General features: G+C 37.2%; 16 protein-coding genes and 2 pseudogenes. 5 read left to right on the plus strand and 13 right to left on the minus strand.

The window, feature by feature from the left end; translation table 11 throughout:
• Positions 1-215: 215 nt before the first annotated feature.
• The 4 genes from C7Y47_RS25300 to C7Y47_RS00315 all read right to left on the minus strand — a co-directional run bounded on the left by C7Y47_RS25300 (position 216) and on the right by C7Y47_RS00315 (position 5,185).
• On the minus strand, positions 216-1,112 hold the full coding sequence (locus tag C7Y47_RS25300; protein ID WP_185903352.1) for a collagen-like protein: 897 nt from the start codon (positions 1,110-1,112) through the stop codon (positions 216-218).
• 770 nt (positions 1,113-1,882) lie between these two features.
• Positions 1,883-2,512: a hypothetical protein gene (locus C7Y47_RS00305; RefSeq protein WP_142506949.1), complete on the minus strand. Its 630-nt coding sequence runs from the start codon at positions 2,510-2,512 to the stop codon at positions 1,883-1,885.
• A gap of 2 nt (positions 2,513-2,514) precedes the next feature.
• Positions 2,515-4,488, minus strand: a complete 1,974-nt coding sequence (locus tag C7Y47_RS00310) for a tetratricopeptide repeat-containing glycosyltransferase family 2 protein (protein WP_142506950.1) — start codon at positions 4,486-4,488, stop codon at positions 2,515-2,517.
• A gap of 7 nt (positions 4,489-4,495) precedes the next feature.
• On the minus strand, positions 4,496-5,185 hold the full coding sequence (locus C7Y47_RS00315; protein ID WP_255504947.1) for a glycosyltransferase family 2 protein: 690 nt from the start codon (positions 5,183-5,185) through the stop codon (positions 4,496-4,498).
• Between the two features lie 71 nt (positions 5,186-5,256).
• Here C7Y47_RS00315 and C7Y47_RS00320 point away from each other — a divergent pair, with 71 nt between their 5' ends.
• On the plus strand, positions 5,257-6,357 hold the full coding sequence (locus C7Y47_RS00320) for a glycosyltransferase family 2 protein (RefSeq protein WP_142506951.1): 1,101 nt from the start codon (positions 5,257-5,259) through the stop codon (positions 6,355-6,357).
• An 828-nt stretch (positions 6,358-7,185) separates the two neighbouring features.
• Here C7Y47_RS00320 and C7Y47_RS00325 read toward each other — a convergent pair.
• The 4 genes from C7Y47_RS00325 to C7Y47_RS24765 all read right to left on the minus strand — a co-directional run bounded on the left by C7Y47_RS00325 (position 7,186) and on the right by C7Y47_RS24765 (position 11,420).
• Positions 7,186-8,061, minus strand: a complete 876-nt coding sequence (locus C7Y47_RS00325; RefSeq protein WP_142506952.1) for a hypothetical protein — start codon at positions 8,059-8,061, stop codon at positions 7,186-7,188.
• Between the two features lie 24 nt (positions 8,062-8,085).
• Entirely contained in the window at positions 8,086-9,186 is a 1,101-nt protein-coding gene (locus C7Y47_RS00330) for a hypothetical protein (protein ID WP_436970089.1), read from the minus strand.
• A 38-nt stretch (positions 9,187-9,224) separates the two neighbouring features.
• On the minus strand, positions 9,225-10,019 hold the full coding sequence (locus C7Y47_RS25970) for a collagen-like protein (protein WP_305067632.1): 795 nt from the start codon (positions 10,017-10,019) through the stop codon (positions 9,225-9,227).
• Between the two features lie 318 nt (positions 10,020-10,337).
• Positions 10,338-11,420: a collagen-like protein gene (locus tag C7Y47_RS24765; protein ID WP_185903353.1), complete on the minus strand. Its 1,083-nt coding sequence runs from the start codon at positions 11,418-11,420 to the stop codon at positions 10,338-10,340.
• Positions 11,421-12,385: 965 nt separating this feature from the next.
• On the opposite strand from C7Y47_RS24765, the gene C7Y47_RS00345 reads away from it, so the two are divergent.
• Both C7Y47_RS00345 and C7Y47_RS25205 read left to right on the plus strand, forming a co-directional pair.
• Positions 12,386-12,583, plus strand: a complete 198-nt coding sequence (locus C7Y47_RS00345) for a hypothetical protein (RefSeq protein WP_142506953.1) — start codon at positions 12,386-12,388, stop codon at positions 12,581-12,583.
• A gap of 501 nt (positions 12,584-13,084) precedes the next feature.
• Positions 13,085-13,714 (plus strand): hypothetical protein, encoded by a 630-nt coding sequence (locus tag C7Y47_RS25205; RefSeq protein ID WP_221887661.1) that lies wholly within the window; start codon positions 13,085-13,087, stop codon positions 13,712-13,714.
• Between the two features lie 384 nt (positions 13,715-14,098).
• On the opposite strand, the gene C7Y47_RS26020 is transcribed toward C7Y47_RS25205, so the two are convergent.
• From C7Y47_RS26020 to C7Y47_RS00365, 3 genes are all read right to left on the minus strand, one after another.
• Complete coding sequence (locus C7Y47_RS26020) at positions 14,099-14,275, minus strand: transposase (protein ID WP_142507279.1); 177 nt, start codon at positions 14,273-14,275, stop codon at positions 14,099-14,101.
• Between the two features lie 65 nt (positions 14,276-14,340).
• Entirely contained in the window at positions 14,341-14,742 is a 402-nt protein-coding gene (locus tag C7Y47_RS00360; protein ID WP_142506954.1) for an NUDIX hydrolase, read from the minus strand.
• Positions 14,743-14,906: 164 nt separating this feature from the next.
• Positions 14,907-15,353, minus strand: coding sequence for an NUDIX hydrolase (locus C7Y47_RS00365; protein ID WP_142506955.1), 447 nt, complete (start codon positions 15,351-15,353; stop codon positions 14,907-14,909).
• A gap of 286 nt (positions 15,354-15,639) precedes the next feature.
• On the opposite strand from C7Y47_RS00365, the pseudogene C7Y47_RS26225 reads away from it, so the two are divergent.
• Together C7Y47_RS26225 and C7Y47_RS00370 are read left to right on the plus strand one after the other, a co-directional pair.
• Positions 15,640-15,888: pseudogene (locus C7Y47_RS26225) on the plus strand (transposase); the annotation flags it as partial.
• 83 nt (positions 15,889-15,971) lie between these two features.
• Positions 15,972-16,985 (plus strand): DUF1835 domain-containing protein, encoded by a 1,014-nt coding sequence (locus C7Y47_RS00370; RefSeq protein ID WP_255504948.1) that lies wholly within the window; start codon positions 15,972-15,974, stop codon positions 16,983-16,985.
• Between the two features lie 140 nt (positions 16,986-17,125).
• Here C7Y47_RS00370 and C7Y47_RS25310 read toward each other — a convergent pair.
• Both C7Y47_RS25310 and C7Y47_RS00380 read right to left on the minus strand, forming a co-directional pair.
• Positions 17,126-17,286 (minus strand): annotated as a pseudogene (locus tag C7Y47_RS25310) (MFS transporter); the annotation flags it as partial.
• 137 nt (positions 17,287-17,423) lie between these two features.
• Complete coding sequence (locus C7Y47_RS00380) at positions 17,424-17,831, minus strand: DUF3221 domain-containing protein (protein WP_142506956.1); 408 nt, start codon at positions 17,829-17,831, stop codon at positions 17,424-17,426.
• Between the last annotated feature and the right edge of the window lie 612 nt (positions 17,832-18,443).

Here is an 18,443-nt window from a genome sequence, read left to right on the forward strand (position 1 = left end):
TGTCTGCATTTATTTAGACGTTTATTAGAGGCTACTACCTGTTCTGCGATTATTTTGTCATGTTAGAAATTGCCTATGTCGGTGTAATGATGGCTCTATATTTTTTTATTTAAACCAGTACTTCTGATATCGGCATCCCCTTTGGAAGAGTGGAAGGACTGTTGATTCTAACGTGTCGTTCAACGATTTGTTTGCGGTCCTCATTGTCTAATGCACTAACCAATCTGCATAATTGTCAATGAAGCGCCAAGCGTACCGTTACTGGCCGTCGTAGTATTTGTGTTATCATCATTGAACATCTGTAGAACGTTAACACCAGGTCCCGTGTTCAAAATGTATGCTCCTGATAGTTGTGTATCTACCCCAACAGCGCCTCCGTTGCCTACATGACTCCCAAAAAGGGGAACCCCGTTTAGGCGAAGCGCAAATCCTATACCGCCAGTTGGCGTCTCAAACCCTTCCAAATAGCTATTGATCCAATAGACGCTGTTCGGACTTAGATTAATATCTGGTGATCCAGGTGTATGGGTAATACCGATTCCATTGCTATTTATATTTGAATCAAACATATAAGACGACCCTGGTGTAACTACTTGTTGAATGAAGCTTCCTACCTTGATGTTGTTGGCTGTAAACGCACCGCCTGTAGCTCCAGTGGCTCCCGTTAGCCCTGTAGCCCCTGTGACACCTGTAGCTCCCGTGGCTCCCGTCGGCCCTGCACCTGTTGCACCAGTGGTTCCTGTTGCACCAGTGGTTCCTGTTGCACCAGTGGCTCCTGTTGCACCAGTAGCACCAGTTGTACCTGTTGTACCTACTACAGAAGGAACAGCCAAGATGTTTTCCAGTTTAGATTGAAGGAGCAGCTCCTTCTTAATTAATCCTTGCATGGTAGTTTGAACACTTGCATTAACCTCCAGTAACTCATTGAGGGTCGCCGGAACCGAAAGTCCTGGTAGTGTACCGACAGCGTATTGGATTTTCTCCGCTTCGGCATTAATGATGTGTCCTAGCCCTAACTCTTCAATCGCTATAGAAGCTAATAAGAGGTTCAAGGCGTCATCTCTAGTAATAGTGATGCTAGGGGTTATATTAGGAATATTCGCTTGTGACATTGTCTTCCTCCTTTCTTAAGTTGTCGATCTAATAGAGAGGTCTTCCTCCTTTTAGTCGTATAATGTAGGATATGATTTTGTTTCATTAACGGTATGAGCTTTCAACCCGTAAAGAAGCTATTTTTACAAATACATACCAAAGCAGGAATCTCACTAGAGTTGGACAAAAAGAGCCCGGAATCACCCACGTCCCCGGACTTAGACCCACGTTTCCTATATTCCGATATACTGCATCCCGAACTGAACATGAAGTATAATATCAAATGCCTACGCTTTGTTTACAAAATGAAAGTGATGCATTTAAAGCTACAAAATACGAATATATATATATAAATAGGACCAGCACTCACTTCAATAAGGAGTACTGGTCCGTCTGTGTTCATGCAAATATATGGGAATAAACGTTTTGTATAGCGTATTACAATACCTCCCGCATCATTTAGTAAAGTAGATATATAAGGAGCTTCGATGGTAATTTTTTAAAAAAAAGGTTCTTTACGATAAGTTCTGCTCCATCTAGTCGTACCCAACGCTTTCAATTATTTTGAATTCTTCACTGTATTTTGCCCCCAAAAAACACCCTTAAAGTAGAATTTTGACTTCTAACTTTAGGGGTGCAGGACCTTTTAAGTCTTTTACAGGGTACTTTTATAGATGCCTATGATCGTACAAACACGTAACTTGATTCTCGTTAGATTTTCATCACCGCTAATTCTTCTAAATCCAGAGAGAAAAACCTATACCCCTCTTTTTAACCGTGAAACGATAAATTAGTCATCATCACTACGATTCCATACTTTTTTATTATCTATCCAAATATTTTCCCTATTATTCCTTTGAGAAATACTTTTATCTCGTGGGCTACTAATATTTTCACTTGTAGTATTATTTTGAGAAGATACATTTTTATTTCTTGAGCTAATAATGCTTTCATCTGCATGATTTGTATTAATTAAATCAATTAATTTTGGATCTATCTCAATCAAAAACGTACTGTAATTATGTTTTATTCCTAATATGATAAAATTGAGATGGGTACATTCTACTTTCTTGTTCAGTTGATATTGCTCTAATTTTTTGTTCAGAAGATGTAACAATTTATTTCCAATAACCAACTCTTTTATTAACTTTTCTGTAAATGAAGTTTCTATCACATCATTGAACTCAATAAGTATTTTTTTATAAATACTATATTTTTGCATATCAGATATTTGTTGACCATGAATTTTAGTAAATAAAAAAGTTAAATTTTCTATAACCAAATTATGTTTTGATTCATCGTCAATTGCTGTTTTGATTATTTTTTCAGCTACATTATAAAGATAATGTCTTGAAATTTCCTTTTCGATACAAAATGAAAAATCTACTTTTTTTGAAAGGGCATCGTTTAAACAACTCATTTTCATTCCCCTTTTTGTTTGAATGAACTTTTAGATTTCCATTGCTCTATTTCTTCTAGGTCTTCTTTTCTGTATATATGAAAAGCAGGGTAGGTCGTTTCTACATACATAGAAAAGCCGAGTACTGCTGCTCTTATACAAAAATGACGGTCTTCACCAACATAAGAAACATTATAAATTTTGTTGAAGTTTACACCAGCATTTATTACATTCTTACTTATAAGTGTACACGCACCTAGTCCTCCGACCTTATATATCCCTGGAACTTTCATTTTCATAATAAATTCAATGGATTTAAGTTTAATCTCACTTTCAGAAAGAATATGATTATCTTCTTTATTGAATAGTTGATATTCGTCTTGCATCCAAACTTGTGGCATTTCAATAGCATCGGGTGTCCACTTAGTCCAGAATATATTTGATATAATATCCTTGTTTGCTTTAAGCAAATTAACTAAAGTTTTGGGATGTAACACTAAATCTGAATCTATTAAGAATACATAGTCAAAATCTTTTTCTTTAGCATAATGAAGGATATGATTTTTCATATTTGACACATGATGTACATTATTTGGGGTCCAGTAATGTGTGACATCATTCTTTATATATTCATATTTATTTTTTGTTTCAATAATGGAAACCTCTCGATTAGTAGAGAAGTTTTCTAGTAGTTTCTTTGATGTCAAATCATCATTATCGTCAAAGAATAAGTAATTTACTTGTACTTCATCACTTTTTTCTAAATTATCAAGTGAATGGAGAAAGTGCATCAAAATATCACTATCTTGTTTAATTGGGCTCCCAATCAGTATTTTGACTTTACCTTTTTTATTTTTCTCAACGGTCTCTGCTTCTACTAAATTAAAGATTTGGTTCTTTATGTCATGTTCTACAGATAATTCATTTTCTTCAAGTTGTTGATTAAAAAATTGTTCATTAAAAATAACACTTGGATGTTCTGGCACATAGTATTTCGCATGATCATGATGAAATTCCGAATTTTTCAAGTCCCCCTGCTGAAAATATAATGCACATAGTTGTAGATGAGGATACCACGTCCAATATTGTGGTTCTAAAACCGAATATTCCGCTTCAGGTTTACCAATATTTATTGCTGTTAAATACCAGTACAAAGAACTATTAATATTCCCTTTTTCTTTTAAAATATCCCCCAAAAAACAACAAAATTTCGGCGTGGGTTTAGTATATTCTAGAATGCGTAATAACGCTTGTAGCTGTAAATCTTTCTCGTTAAGTAGACTATAACAGTTTGATAAATTAAAACATGCATTAATATTATCTTCCACCCATCCTTGATTGGCATCTAAAAATGCTTTGTATTGCTCAATAGCTTTTTCATATTTTTTATGATCCAGTAACTCATTGCCAAAATAATAGACATCTCTGGGTGAAAAGTATTCTCCCCTTTCATAGCAATCCATATAGATAAGTAAATTTCGATCTGTGTGTTTTTTTTCTTTTTTATGTTTGATAGCTACATCACTGTGTAAGATATTTCCGGAAACTAATAAGACTTCGTGAACCTTACCTTCCCATTGAAATTGTCGTTCTCGTTTAGCCAACCTATGTCTACGTATCTGATAGCCTACATCACCAAATTCATTAACAGATAATATATAGGGCATACTTACTGTGTCTATCTCTTCGGATAAACTTTCTTTTAGTTTAATTAATTTCAACTGTTCCTTCTCTTCAATTACATCATCTGCATCTAACCACAGAATATAATCCTTGTTTGCTAAACTAAAGGAATAGTTACGAGCTTTAGAAAAATCATTACACCATTCAAAGTCATATATTTTAGCATCGAATTTTTTTGCTATTACCTTAGTATCATCAGTAGATCCTGTATCTACAATAATAATCTCATCTACAATATGTTTTACTGATTGTAGACATCGACCTAAAACCTCTTCTTCATTTTTCACTATCATACACAGACTAATTGTTGCCATTACTTTTTCAACCCCATTTAATTAAATTTGGATCCTTATCTAATATTGAATGATATTGTTCGAGGCACCCATAAACCCCTCCATTATCCAGCTCCATATATCTTTCATACTTTGCTTTTCTATCTTTCTCTGTTGACCATCCGTAATGCTGAATTTTCACGGTACTATAAAAGTGTTTATATTCAAAAATATTTAATGGAAACCGACCGCAGTGCTGCGCTGTCTCTTTCCAGACATATTGATCTGTAGGTTTGAAGCGAACTAGAAAAGGTCTAAAAGTTCTATGTGCATACCAATATTTATCCTCCCTATAATGTGAGTCATTCCACATATCATATAAACGAAAATAGACGGCATCATACATTTGTTGATTTGTAATGATTTCATATTGTGTAAGAAAAGATGATTCCATCATTTCATCACTATCTAGATTTAATATCCAATCAGGGTTTGTTTGTATTGTCTCCTCCCACTGTTGCTTTCTAAGCGTTATTTCATTAAAAAAGCGTGATTCTTTGTTTTCCACAATTTTCAACGGAATCCCAGTGAGTACTTCTTTGCAAATTGAAATAGTATCATCTGTACTAGCATCATCTATAATGACAGCAGCGTTAATAAATGGCTTATGTTGCATCAACGCCCTTTTTAAATATCGATCGCCCTCATTTTTCACCACCATTGATAAAGTGATACTCAACAAAAACACTCCTTTTTCTTTTATTCATATTCATAGAGTTTTAAAGATATACTATTGAGGGAGGAGATTAATTGGATAATTGTTTTGTTTCTATGTGTATGATTGTTAAAAATGAGGAAGAATTCTTACCTAGTTGCCTCAAGAGTGTTCAAGAAATAGTAGATGAAATAATTATTGTGGATACAGGCTCTACGGATTCTTCAATTGAGATTGGTAAAGGTTTCGGAGCAAAAGTAATCTCGCATAAATGGAATAATAATTTTGCAGAAGCAAGGAATATAAGCCTCGAAAATGCGAAAGGTGAATGGATATTAATTCTCGATGCAGATGAAACTCTTGAAAATATTGATAGAACCCTTTTCCATAAATATATTATGGATTCTAATGTAGATATATTTTCATTAGAGCTTGTGAATTATTATGGTGATAAAATAGATCAAAATCGAATTTATACTATGGCACAGTCCAGGCTATTTAAAAATCGCCTAGGTTTAAAATTTGAAAATAGTATTCATGAAACAATAAACTTAAATGATTTGGATATGGATGTTCATAACATTCAACATTTACCTATAAAGATTCATCATTTAGGATACCTTACACAGGTAACAGAGAAGAAGAAGAAAAATGAGCGGAATATGAGTTTGCTTCATTCTGAAATTAAAAACGACAAACATAGTCCGATGATGGAATATCATCTTGCTAGTGAATACTATCGGCAAAAAAAATACGAAACAGCTTTTTTATATTGTAATGAATCTATTAAAAGGTTTTTGATAGCTGGTTTTAAGCCCTCTTCCCTTTTATATAATCTGAAATATTCAATACTAGTAACTTCCGGATCCTTTAAAGAAGCATTAAAAGGGATTGATAAAGCGATTCTCTTATACCCTGATTATGTTGATTTACACTTTTATAAGGCAGTCTCTCTTTATCATGAAGGTATGTTTAATGAGTGTATTCTAACTTTAGATCATTGTCTTGCATTAGGAGAGAAAAACCTTGCCTATTTAACGATGTCTGGTACAGGATCATACCAAGCTTTATTTTATCAAGCACTATGTTTTAAAAGTAAAGGGAATCCATTCATGTATAAAAAATTACTTCTAAAGGCACTAGAAATATACCCTGAGTATAAGGAAGCAAAAGATGAATTATTGGGTTTTAATTAAATTAAATTCAATTTAGAATTTAATACCTCACCAAATTAAAAAAGATATGTAACAATACAAAAATAAAAAATTCCTCTTTTAAGAATGTGCATGGTTATATATTGATAAAGATAAAAAAGAAGCATAAAGTACACTCCAAGTGTCACTATGCTTCTCTTTTAAATGAATCCTTTAATTTTCTTTTCTTTTTTTCATCATTTTAGTTAACCATTCATCAATTTCTTCATCTTTTGTTGGTTTAAAATAAAGTTTGATTAAAAGCATGCTGCAAACGTTGATTTTATAATAGAAGAAACCCATACATTTTGAAAAAAGATTGATCAAAATGTACGAACTCTATAATGTAACACTCCCATTTCTAAACCTCTTTTCAATAAATCGGAATAGAAAAAAATCCATCTAAAGTGAACCAGAAAGTATATTCGGGCAAATGAAGAGTAACCAGATATTTGCGTATTTCCGGCTGTGTGGCTTGTGAAAATTAAGTCTGGGGGTCTGGGGGCATTCACATATTCAAAATCTACTTAAACAAACAACAATAGACCAAAATAAAAAAATGGCGGTTCAGAAATAACCCCTGCACCACCATTTTTTCAGATTTAACATCAAGCTTTGTTCGAAGCGAGCTGTATCTCCAGCAAGCTAATCACTTTTGAGACAGCCTCTTGATTGTAGATAATCCTGGAAGGGATATTGGCGTATATTTGTAGACCAATTATTCACAGATCAGTCGATATGGTATGAGAGATATGGTACGAGTCACTTCCTCCTATTCGATTTATCAAAATCTGAGTGAAGTAAACGGTAAACCCGAACGATCAAGATGGTTCATCCAATTTGAACTATGTTTATATTGGCTGATACAAACTTGGTCATTGTATTTGTATTATTGATTAGTTCCAGAATTTGATTTGGGTCTGCCCCTGTATTAAAGACGGCTGAACCCGCCGCACTTGTAAATATGGTTGATAGATCAGTAAGTGCTGGAGCCAACGATAAACTTTGATTCAAAAATACGTTATTCAGAGATAATATAACACGAACAGCTAACCCTACGATCAAGGGGCACGCAATGAAATTATAAGAAACAAAGTAGGTGGCATTAGGTGCTAATGAGATAGACGTTGGCGTGTTTGATGAAAAATTGATGCCCGTACCGTTAGTTACTTCCGCTTCTAAAAAAGGGATCGGCTCATCAAAACCTACATCTACATACCCATATCCATAAATGCCAGCATTATTGTTGGTTACGGAACCTCCGTTAGAAGGATCAACTTCGACGATCCGAAGGTTAACACTGCTATAGTTGGCTCCCGCCACACCAGAAGGAGGAAATCCAACCAGTTGTAAAACGCTTGGATTCGGTGTAGAAGGCGTATTAAATACGGCTCCACCCGATACACTTGAGACAGGTGTATTCAATCCCGGAGGAATGGTCGATGGGAAGGATAATGTTTGCGATCCTGGTATGAGTGAGCCGTTAAGAGTTAACTCTGAAGATAAAGCAAAACCCACAGTAGGCGTACTAAACTGAACGTTGTATTCAGCCAAATAGGCTGTGTTTGGAGCCAATAAGACGTCGGACATTCCCTGCAACTGGATAGAAGTTCCATTTTGCACAACAGTAAATAGTATAGCTGGTGATCCACTCATAGGGATGGCGCCGCATCCCCCCGAGCAAGCAAAATCTGCGCTACTACTCATATTCTTCTCCTTTCCTTGTACGCCCTATACGAGTTTAATGATACTTAAGTTAGTAAGGTCGTACGATTGAGGTATCGTTCCGTTATTAATCAGCGTTAATATACTTGGAGCTCCACTAGGTGTATTGATGATTGTGTTTGATATCAACGCTGTTTGAGCTTGAACACCGCCAGGTAATGACTGCATGATTGAATCTGAGCCTGGAATCGTTACTCCATTCAACTGCAACGCAACATTGCCAATAATCGTTCCGGCAGTAGATAATTCCGCTTTCGTACGATAGTCGATATAGTAGGTTTGATTAGGTGCGAGAATGAAATCCGTTGAACCGGCTACATGGGTTATCGCTGTACCATTAAGCGTGGTGTTTGTAGGAAATGCTATAGCAGCACCAGGCGCAACGATCGGAGTAGAGCCCAATATAAAGAAGAATCCATTATTCTCCGTAATCTGTACGCCTGTAGCTCCCGTAGCACCTGTCGTGCCTGTTGCACCTGTAGCTCCTGTCGCCCCAATCACGCCAGTCGCCCCAGTCGCCCCAGTCGCCCCGGTAATACTTGCTCCAGTGGCTCCTGTAGGTCCGGTTACACACGGACAAACCCCAGTAGGGCCAGTTATCCCAGTAGCCCCGGTACTTCCTGTGCTACCTCTAGCACCCATGTTGCCTGTAGCGCCTAAAACTCCTGTAGTCCCTGTAGCGCCTGTTGTCCCGATCGTACCAACAGCCCCGGTACTTCCTGTGATGCCTGTAGCGCCTGTAGCGCCTGTAGCTCCCGTAGCACCTGTCGTGCCTGTAGCCCCGATGGGTCCAGTAGCCCCGGTAGGTCCTTTCAAGGGCGTGTTGATAACAACAGCTAATTTATCATTTAGCAGCATTTCATATTTTATAGCTTGCGTGATCGTATCTCTTACACTGCTGTTGATATTCAGCAGGTCACTAACAGAGGCTGGTGTGGTTAGCCCTGGAATGGTTCCAAGCGTATATTGAAGTTTTTCGGCTTCAGCATTAACGATATGACTTAGCCCTAGCTCTTCAAGGGCAACAGATACTAATAACAAATTTAATGCGTCGTCTAAACCAATCGTTATCGTGGGTGTAATATTGGGTATGTTCGCTTGCGACAATGTTATCACTCCTCTCACTTATCGTTAATTTATTTAGCTCAACTTAAGACAATGATGCTTACGTTAACACTGCTAGCAGTACCAACTGAATCTGCTCCGGTGGCAACTTGAACGGTCGAAGCGGTGGTCCCTGTAGCATTTACTATTGCACTACCTCCCAATGTAGCGAAATTACCTGTCGCTCCTGACATATAGGGACGAAGTACCTGCGTACCATTAAATAAGAGCCGGAAGTCAGAGTTTCCTGTGGAAACGAGGTTAAATCCAACCTCAGCCGCAATATAGTAGGTGTGGCCTGGTTGTAGAGAAATAGTCGTACTACCTGGAGTAAGTGAAATAAGGGAACCTTGTAGCAATCTTATCGTATTAAATGGTAGGGGTGTATTGGCGGTGCCTATAGTCAACCCGGATGATATGGTGCTTAGGAAGTTTGTCGTTGCAGGGGATATGACACCTGTTACTCCCGTCGCCCCTGTCGAACCTGTGGCTCCCGTCGCCCCTGTCGCTCCCGTCGCTCCCGTCGTGCCAGTAACACCGTTCGGTCCCGGTACACCTGTCGGCCCTGTCGGCCCGGGTGGACAATCTGTCGGACAAGTACCCGTTGGCCCGATTGGACCGTTAGCACCGGTTGCTCCGGTTGCCCCAGCTACCCCTGTTACCCCGGTAACGCCCGTTGCGCCTGTTGCTCCCGTTGCACCTGTCGCGCCAATTGACCCAGTCGCGCCGGTGACTCCCATAGCTCCTGTCGCGCCTGTCACCCCGGTTGGCCCAGTTGCTCCTGTAGGACCCAGCGCGCCGGTTGCCCCGGTCGGTCCAGCAGCGCCTATGGACACATCCTGCTGCAGGATGTTGTCTAACTTAAATTCCAATAAGATAGACTTCTTGGCTAAAGTACTAATTGTATCCTGAACGCTGTCATTAACCAGCAGCAAATCACTTAAAGTGGCTGGAGTCGTTAATCCGGGCAGCGTACCGAGCAGATATTGAATTTTCTCTCCTTCGGCATTGAGAATATGGCTAAGTCCCAGTTCTTCGATGGCAACTGAAGCGAGTAACAGAGGGATGATCTGATCTTTGGTTAACGTGATCATAGGTGTAATATTAGGCAAATTAGCTTGTGACACTTGGCAGCACTCCTTTCTTTAATTTATTTATTGAAGTGTATAAACTGATACAGAAATATCATTGAACACAGTCGAAGCTCCAGAAGTATTTATTATTTGTAGCGTTCCGGGTGTGCCTCCTGACTGGATAATGGTTTGATTAGCCAACTGTACCGGAGTCCCTGCGGTCGTAATGTAAGTTGCCGTAGTCCCCGCTACAGGAACACCGTCCAAAAAAATAGTCGCCGATGCAGTAGTACCTGTAACGACCGCTTGTGCCGCATAATTGACATAATACGTGTGGTTGGCAGCGAGATTAATCGTCCCTGTACCTGGAGTGTTCGAAATCAGCGTACCGTTAACGGCATTACTCGATTGTAGAATAAGGGGTGCGCCGTTCGCTACGGTTTGCGTACCGACGGTAATGAAGTTCGCGTTTGCATTGGTAATTGTGCCACCAGGCGCACCGGTTTCTCCGATAGCTCCGACACTACCCGTCGCACCCGTTTCCCCGGTCGCCCCGATCGCTCCAGTCGCACCTGTTGCTCCAACTCCAGTGGCTCCCGTAGGACCCGTTGGCCCCGGTGGACAATTCGGCGGACAAGGACCGGTTAATCCCGTAGCACCTGTAGTACCTGTTGCTCCTGTTGCTCCTGTAGCTCCTGTAGCTCCCGTAGCTCCTGTTGCTCCTGTTGCTCCTCTGCTCCCGGTCTCTCCACTCGCTCCCGTATGACCGGTCGTACCTACTACTCCAGTTGTCCCGGTTATCCCTATAGGACCAGTAGGAGCGAGACCAGTTGGTCCAGTGGCTCCAGTTGGTCCAGTGGCTCCGATTGTCACGGTGGAATTAAGCACAGTGGATAACTTGGAATCCAATAGCATCTCTTTCTTTATTACGGTATTCATCGTGTCTCTGACGTTCTGGTTAATACTAAGAATATCGCTAATACTGGCAGGACTACTTAATCCTGGAATCGTACCAACCGCATATTGGATTTTTTCAGCTTCTGAGTTAATGATGTGGCTTAATCCTAATTCTTCTAAAGCAATAGAAGCTAGTAAGAGATTTACAGCGTCATCTCTAGTAAGTGTGATGGTTGGTGTAATATTTGGGATATTAGCTTGTGACATTTACACATCTCCTTTCTATCGCAATTTTCACTTCTAGAGTATAGTATGGAGGAGTAACTGTTAAGGGAAGTACTATAACACAATTCTTGAAAAATAATCGAAAAAGAGCCTGGCACTTATCGCCCAGCCCCTTTCTTACCTCCAGTCAAGTACTTTTGAAAGTATTTTATTGGAATAGTGTAGCTTTAGAATAAAGTTTGATTAAAAGGATACTGTAAACATTGATTTTGTAATAGAAGAAACCCACGCATTTTGAACAAAGATCCATCAAAATGTGTGGGTTAAATTTATGTATTACTACTTTTATAAAAAAGATCAGTTAAAACCTAATCTTAGTAAACTTTCTTAATTAGCCTTCATTTTACATAATTCATTATAAAAGTTTACCCAACTGATTTTGAAAGATTATAAAAGAGATGCTGTTATTTGTTCGTTGATAAAATTGAAAAACTTCACTTTTTGTTTTGCCGGATTCAATTGTGAACTCAAACTTTTTCCTTTAGATTCATATTTTTCTCTAATAAAATGTGTAATAGGTGAGGAACAATAAGGCCAGTTTCTTTATCCTTTACCGCTATAGTAATCGCTATTCTAGGTTCTATTAGTTGTTACCGAGTAAATGTTCTATTACTGTTTGTTTAGTAATCCATCTATATTTATCTAAACCCATATCTATAAATCTCTCTTAATTTAATTTTAAAAATCAATATTGATTTGAGAAAATACAGAATTCAAACCTCACTCAAAATAACCAAGGTAATAAATCCCATAACAAAATATTTCAGGTAAAAAGAAAACACCTGAATATACTAGATATATCAAGTGTTATACTATCATCAATTTAATATTATTCTTTTTCTCCCAAAACTAAACACACAATAAAAGGAATTGACAAAGCGATTCTCTTATACCCTGATTATGTTGATTTACACTTTTATAAGGCAGTCTCTCTTTATCATGAAGGTATGTTTAATGAGTGTATTTTAACCTTAGAGCATTGTCTTGCATTAGGAGAGCAAAACCTTGCCTATTTAACGATGTCTGGTACAGGATCCTATCAAGCTTTATTTTATCAAGCACTATGCTTTAAAAGGAAAGGGAATCCATTCATGTATAAAGAATTACTTTTAAAGGCATTAGAAATATCCAGGGATATATTGTAAGATGCTAAATAAAACGTCTCTCACAGACGGACCAGTACTCCTTATGAGTTCTGGTCCTATTTTTTATTAGTTTCACTTTTTTGTTTCTTGTTCGTTTTAAAATAATCCCGTAACCCCTCACCAATTTAACCTTCAATTGTAGCTTTAAATGAAATGACTACTTCACCTGCTTCACTTTCATTTTATAAACAAAGCGTAAGTATCTAACTTCATACTTAAGGTTCAGTTCGGGTAAAAAAACGGAGGCAGTATGGAATATAGGAAGCGCGAGTCTAAGACCGGGAGACGTTGGTGATTCTGGGCTCTTTGTGTCCAATTCTAGTGGTATGTATTTGTAAAAATAGTGTATACGCAGGTTGAAAGCTCATACCGTTAATGTTTAAAAATCATATCCTACATTATACGACTAAAAGAAGGTAGACCTCTCTATTAGATCGACAAATTAAGAAAGGATGAAGACAGTGTCGCAAGCAAATCTCCCTAATATAACCCCTAGCATCTATGCAAGAATTAATTAAGAAGGAGCTACTCCTTCAATCTAAACTGGAAAACATCTTGGCTGCTCCTTCTTTAGTAGGCCCAACCGGGGCTACTGGGGCTACTGGCTCTACTGGCTCTACTGGCTCTACCGGGGCTACTGGGTCTACCGGGGCTACGGGCTCTACTGGGGCTACTGGCTCTACTGGACCAGCGTTTGCACTCGTACAGGGAGTATTTTTTGGATTTGACGTTGGCCCATTTAGCAATTTTACTATTATTCCGGTCACATTCAGCAACCCGACGAATACTCCAGGTGCTTTTACGATTAACGGAGATGGCAGTGTAACTGTAAATGTATCCGGTATTTACCTTGTAATCAGTAGACTTCAGGTAGAAGTGGATAACTCAACCGCCATCGTTGTGAATTCATCGCCGGCACAATCTGGATTTTCCCTCATATCCGGTGGTGTACGAAATGGCGGAACCATAATGATCCCAACGATATTCGCTTTGAATGCAGGAGACACAGTATTTAATGAAGTAGTAAGTGCTAGTACAGGTGGTACTGCTATGTTAGGAGCCGTAGGCACTGTTCCTCTAGCACAAACGGCCACTTCGGTAATAACTTTAGTTAAAATACAGGACCTTTAAAATAGTCGTTATGGAGTAATACAGCAGAGCTATTGTGAAATAACCCTAAAGTATTAGACAATAATTTATAATATCAGGCTGGACAAATGTGTTTCAGCCAACAAAAATACCCAACTATTCAATGAAACTCTCATGAAGTGTTTCGGAATAGTTCGGTTTATGAAGGAACAATTTAGTTATGTCCCAGCCTCATGCCCTTCAGCTTTGCCTAGATTGGATATTACAACAAGCCAGCCTTTATTCCCACTAAGGTAATGCTTTACGTTAGTTCCACTTATCCTGCATAGAATATATTTTTACAATTTTCCTTTTAGGACATGGCTACGGGGCTAAAGGTCCTTCCGAAATTTTGCGGCCTTTTGCCAATTCAAATAAAACAAGCATTCAAACTGTTGCAGTTGATGGCGTTACATTTAAGCCTAAAGTTCTGTTAATCCAGTGAAAAAATGACTCAATTGCCCACCGTTCTTTGTACATTTGGAGATTTCTTCCGCTGTCACCTCGCGAATATTTGTGACAACCTGTACACCTTTTATAAAACCCTTGAACAGTTAGCTTAATTGTTAACCGTTCTTTTTATAAAAACAGAAGCCTTTGTTCGCACCCGTTAGCTAATAAAAAATCACTTACAATGTAATAAAAAATGGATGATTATCTTTATCTAAACATCTTAAAAGTTCCTCTTTAAAGTCATCATTTCTTATCAATTTTAATGCATCTTCAATACTAAAAAAACCGACCTCTAAACTTTCTTTACTTACTTTTAAGCTTCCGTTTATAGGTGTTCCTAACCACCACATATTACATATATTTCTTTTTATGTCTTGTGATACTCCACAAAATTCAATAATATCAATGTTTATTCCCGTTTCTTCTTTAACTTCTCTAACTACTGCATTCTTTATATTTTCATTTTCTTCTACAATCCCACCTGGTACCTCCCAACCTCGATCAGGATCTTTTTTTAATAAAATCCTCTTATGTTCATCCAGAACTACTGCACCTGATGTAATAATAAATTTATTCATAAATTCACCACCTACAATATCATTATCTATCTTGAACTAAACTTGCTTAGTAAAAAAAGTGTTACAATTTATTAGAAATGTACCGTCGTTACTTTATGTACAATACTTCACAATCTACTTCGTTTATACAACAAAAATGGCGATTCCTTGCTAAATAAACAAACCTAAATAAAATGTTTTTCAATAATAATCTTTGCTCCTTCATCAAGTTTACAAGGTAATTCATTAATGGGGAAATATTTTAAATCCAAACTTTCACCATCATTCATAGCTAATTCGCCACTTGTATCTTCCGCTAAGTAAACACAAATTACGTTATAGACTTCATCACCGTTAGGATACTTATAATAAAGATTACTTCCTGACAAAGTATCAATAAACTTAAAACTTTTTGCTTTTAACCCTGTTTCCTCAAAAAGTTCACGTTCAGCAGTTTGTTCTAAATTCTCACCAATTTCCATTGCTCCCCCAGGCAAACCCCATTCTTTTGTATCCGAACGGTATTGAAACAAAATTTCTTTTTTATCATTTATAACAATAATAGTAGAACCAACTAAAATTAGTGGTCTATTTCCGATTAGTTTTCTTAATTCCATCGTGTATCCGTCCATTATTACCCAACCCCTTTTTAGTTAAACTAATTCTCTTTAGTTACACAAATGTCCTCCTTGTCATTCTTTAGCTAAACTGCTGCTCCGTTAGTTTGTGGGTCTTTAACTAGTTTAAATTAATTTCAATAGTCTACATGCTCCACATATGTGTTTTAAAAAATTTAATATAAATTATACTCATCAATGTACCTTTGATTTAAACGTGAGTTCTCAAAGTGAGAAACTCTGCAGTTATTTTTGGAACATTGTTTTTTTATTCCAGAATCATGTAAAATGGATTGTACTACAAGGACTTCAACCCCACCCTTATACTGAAATTCTACTGTCCCTCGGCTTGGACATAAATTGATGATATTGAAAGATTCAATACATATAAGGACTTTAAGAAATACTTAGGGGCCGAAAAATACACAATCTGGTACATCGGTATAAGGCCAATAGTGGGGTTCGGGATTCTCGTCGTGTTCTTTATTAGATAGCCTTAATAACTAATGGTAAACCTCAACCTACCGTATTTAAAGCTTGTTATGTAAGGTTGAAGAAATAGTTCGAATATCCATGCGAGAAATTTATAGATAACAAAGAATTTAAACGAAATAAATAACGAGGTGAATTTTAGTGATAGAAGAGATACATAAATCAATAAAAGATTTGAGCGTTAGCGACGCAAAGAACCTATTGTTAAGCATGATGTTTCGACTAAAAATGATGCAGGAATCAAAGAATTTACCAGAGGAAATTTTAGAACAATTAAATTCTATAGACAATTTATTTTTCGAAGCTGTACAAAATAGAAATCTTGTTGAGAGAGATTATTCAACCGTTCATATTGTGTGTGGAGAATCTCCTGCTAGTTCTTTACGAGTAGGATTAGGCCGTGAGAATAAAATAATCGGATTTCCTGATTTCTTTGCTGTTGGTCCAATTTGGGAACTTCATCAAGAGGTTGGTCGTAAGCACAGACATGAATGGTTGAAGGACCATCTCAATTATTCCGAAGACTATTTTGAAGAAGAGTACGAAGATAGATTTTCAAAATCACTTGCAGAAATAGATTGTTTAAACGAAAAGGTCCCCATTGTTTTATGGACTGCTGAAAATTCAAATGAACAAACTGGATTACGCTATCTTTTATACTTGCTAAAAGAAAAAAAGAATGAAATTTTCGTGATTAATACTACACTTGCTTTTCAGGAATTATTTAACACACCTGAATTTGGGTGTTTAGATATCCATACGGGCGAAGTAAATGGGGAACAATTAAACAAAATATATCAAGAAAAAATATCAGCACCATTAACTGATAAGGATAGAACACAATATGAAAGAGAATGGATCGCATTAGCAGAATCAGAGGGTTTGGTGAGGATTTGGGAAAATAACAAAATTAACACTGTCAATGAAGATTACTTTGATGATTTTATTGTGAATACTGCCAGAAATTTACATGCTGAGCAAAGTGAAAAAGATTTTATGAAATCAGCAAGGTTAATCGGGGAAGTATATGGACAGAACAATCAATTAGGTGATGCTTTTATTGAATATAGGGTGAGAAGCCTAATCTATAAAGGAGTTTTTGAAATAAAGGGAATTCCAAAAGCAATGAGGTATTACAGTGTGAAATTAAGGTGACTCTTTCCTTCTGTGAAGATATATACATTCATATTCTCTTGACAGGAGCGAATGCATAAGAAGTCAGAGGCTCCTTCGATAAGACCGTGAATAAAAGGCTTAGGACTATCTCCTAAGCCTTTCAATCTTTTTATTGTGTCTAATGCACCATCAGAAGCCTCTGCTAGTGCAACTAAAACATCAATTTCCCTTGTGTTTTTGCGCTAGTGGACGGCTCGGTCGAATCGACTATTTGAGCAGTACCACTAATTAAGCCAAAGTTCCAGCCTAATCCAAGTAAAAAAAGAGATACGATTTGCAAACCATATTTATTTGAACAATTGGAGCAAATTTGACTTCTACACATCTGATGAAAAACGTGAGAAATCATTCTAGAAGCATTGATTTCTCACGCTTTTATGGTTTTCGCCAGTTTCACCCTCCTCTTTTAAACATAGACTATTCTGTTACTTTTTCAATGATAGGTGACATCGCAATAGGTGGGAGAGACATAGTCATTGCTTTAAAATAAACATCTAGTTTATCTCCATTGGTATAAGAAATATCATCAAAAACAGGAACAAGTAATATTTTATTTTGGTTGACTAAGTCCCACCAATTTTCTTGATAAAATAGCGCTTCTTCCATCGTCGGCGTATCTACAACTGTCATATAATGATCACCAACAGAAACAACATAACCTGTAAAATGGGTTTGTTGTTGTTTCTCAAAAGATGAACTAGAAATAGAATCTGTCGAAAGTTCATTTGATGCAGCAGATGTAGGTGTTTGCCCGAAAAAAGAAAATCCACATCCTAATGCTAAAGTAGTTGCTAAGGTAACTAGTTTTTGTTTCGCTGTAAACATAATCAATTATCCCCTTCTATAATTCATTTCCTTACATTTCCAATTTTACCATATTATTATTTATAATCAAGTTATTACCTAAATCATTTAATTCCTTAGTTGCGCAGTATTTGGTGTTCAGCAGAAATTTAATCAATTATATTTACTTCTATATTTGTTGTTCGATCAAGCTGGGTTATCACTTTTCATATAATTGATAAAAGTTACTTATTGCGCTGAGAGCGTAATGGCGCAAAAAAAGTAAGCCTGCCCTCCTTGTGGCTAGTGGCCTACTTATCCTTAAAAATATTTATTTGTTTTATCAGCCGATTGCTATTGGGATGTACTCAAATTCCAAAATAATCCTCATGTTTTTTTATCCTGGGCATCACCCTACCACAGTTTATAGTACTCGCAATCCAAAGGCTCAATATTGTTAATTCGTCTAACGTATTCATTCCCCAACATAAATAGTGTCCACTTCGCTTTATTATCAGGCACAAATACTTTTTTGCTGCTATACTCCACCATACTTTCTCCTTTCGCAACACTTTGGGAAAATCCATATTTTCCCTTACCAACAACTTCACCTATAACGAATGGTTTTCTCGGTTACTAAGTGACCTAAACCAA

The organism is Lysinibacillus sphaericus, assembly GCF_006864135.1.
Classification (GTDB): domain Bacteria; phylum Bacillota; class Bacilli; order Bacillales_A; family Planococcaceae; genus Lysinibacillus.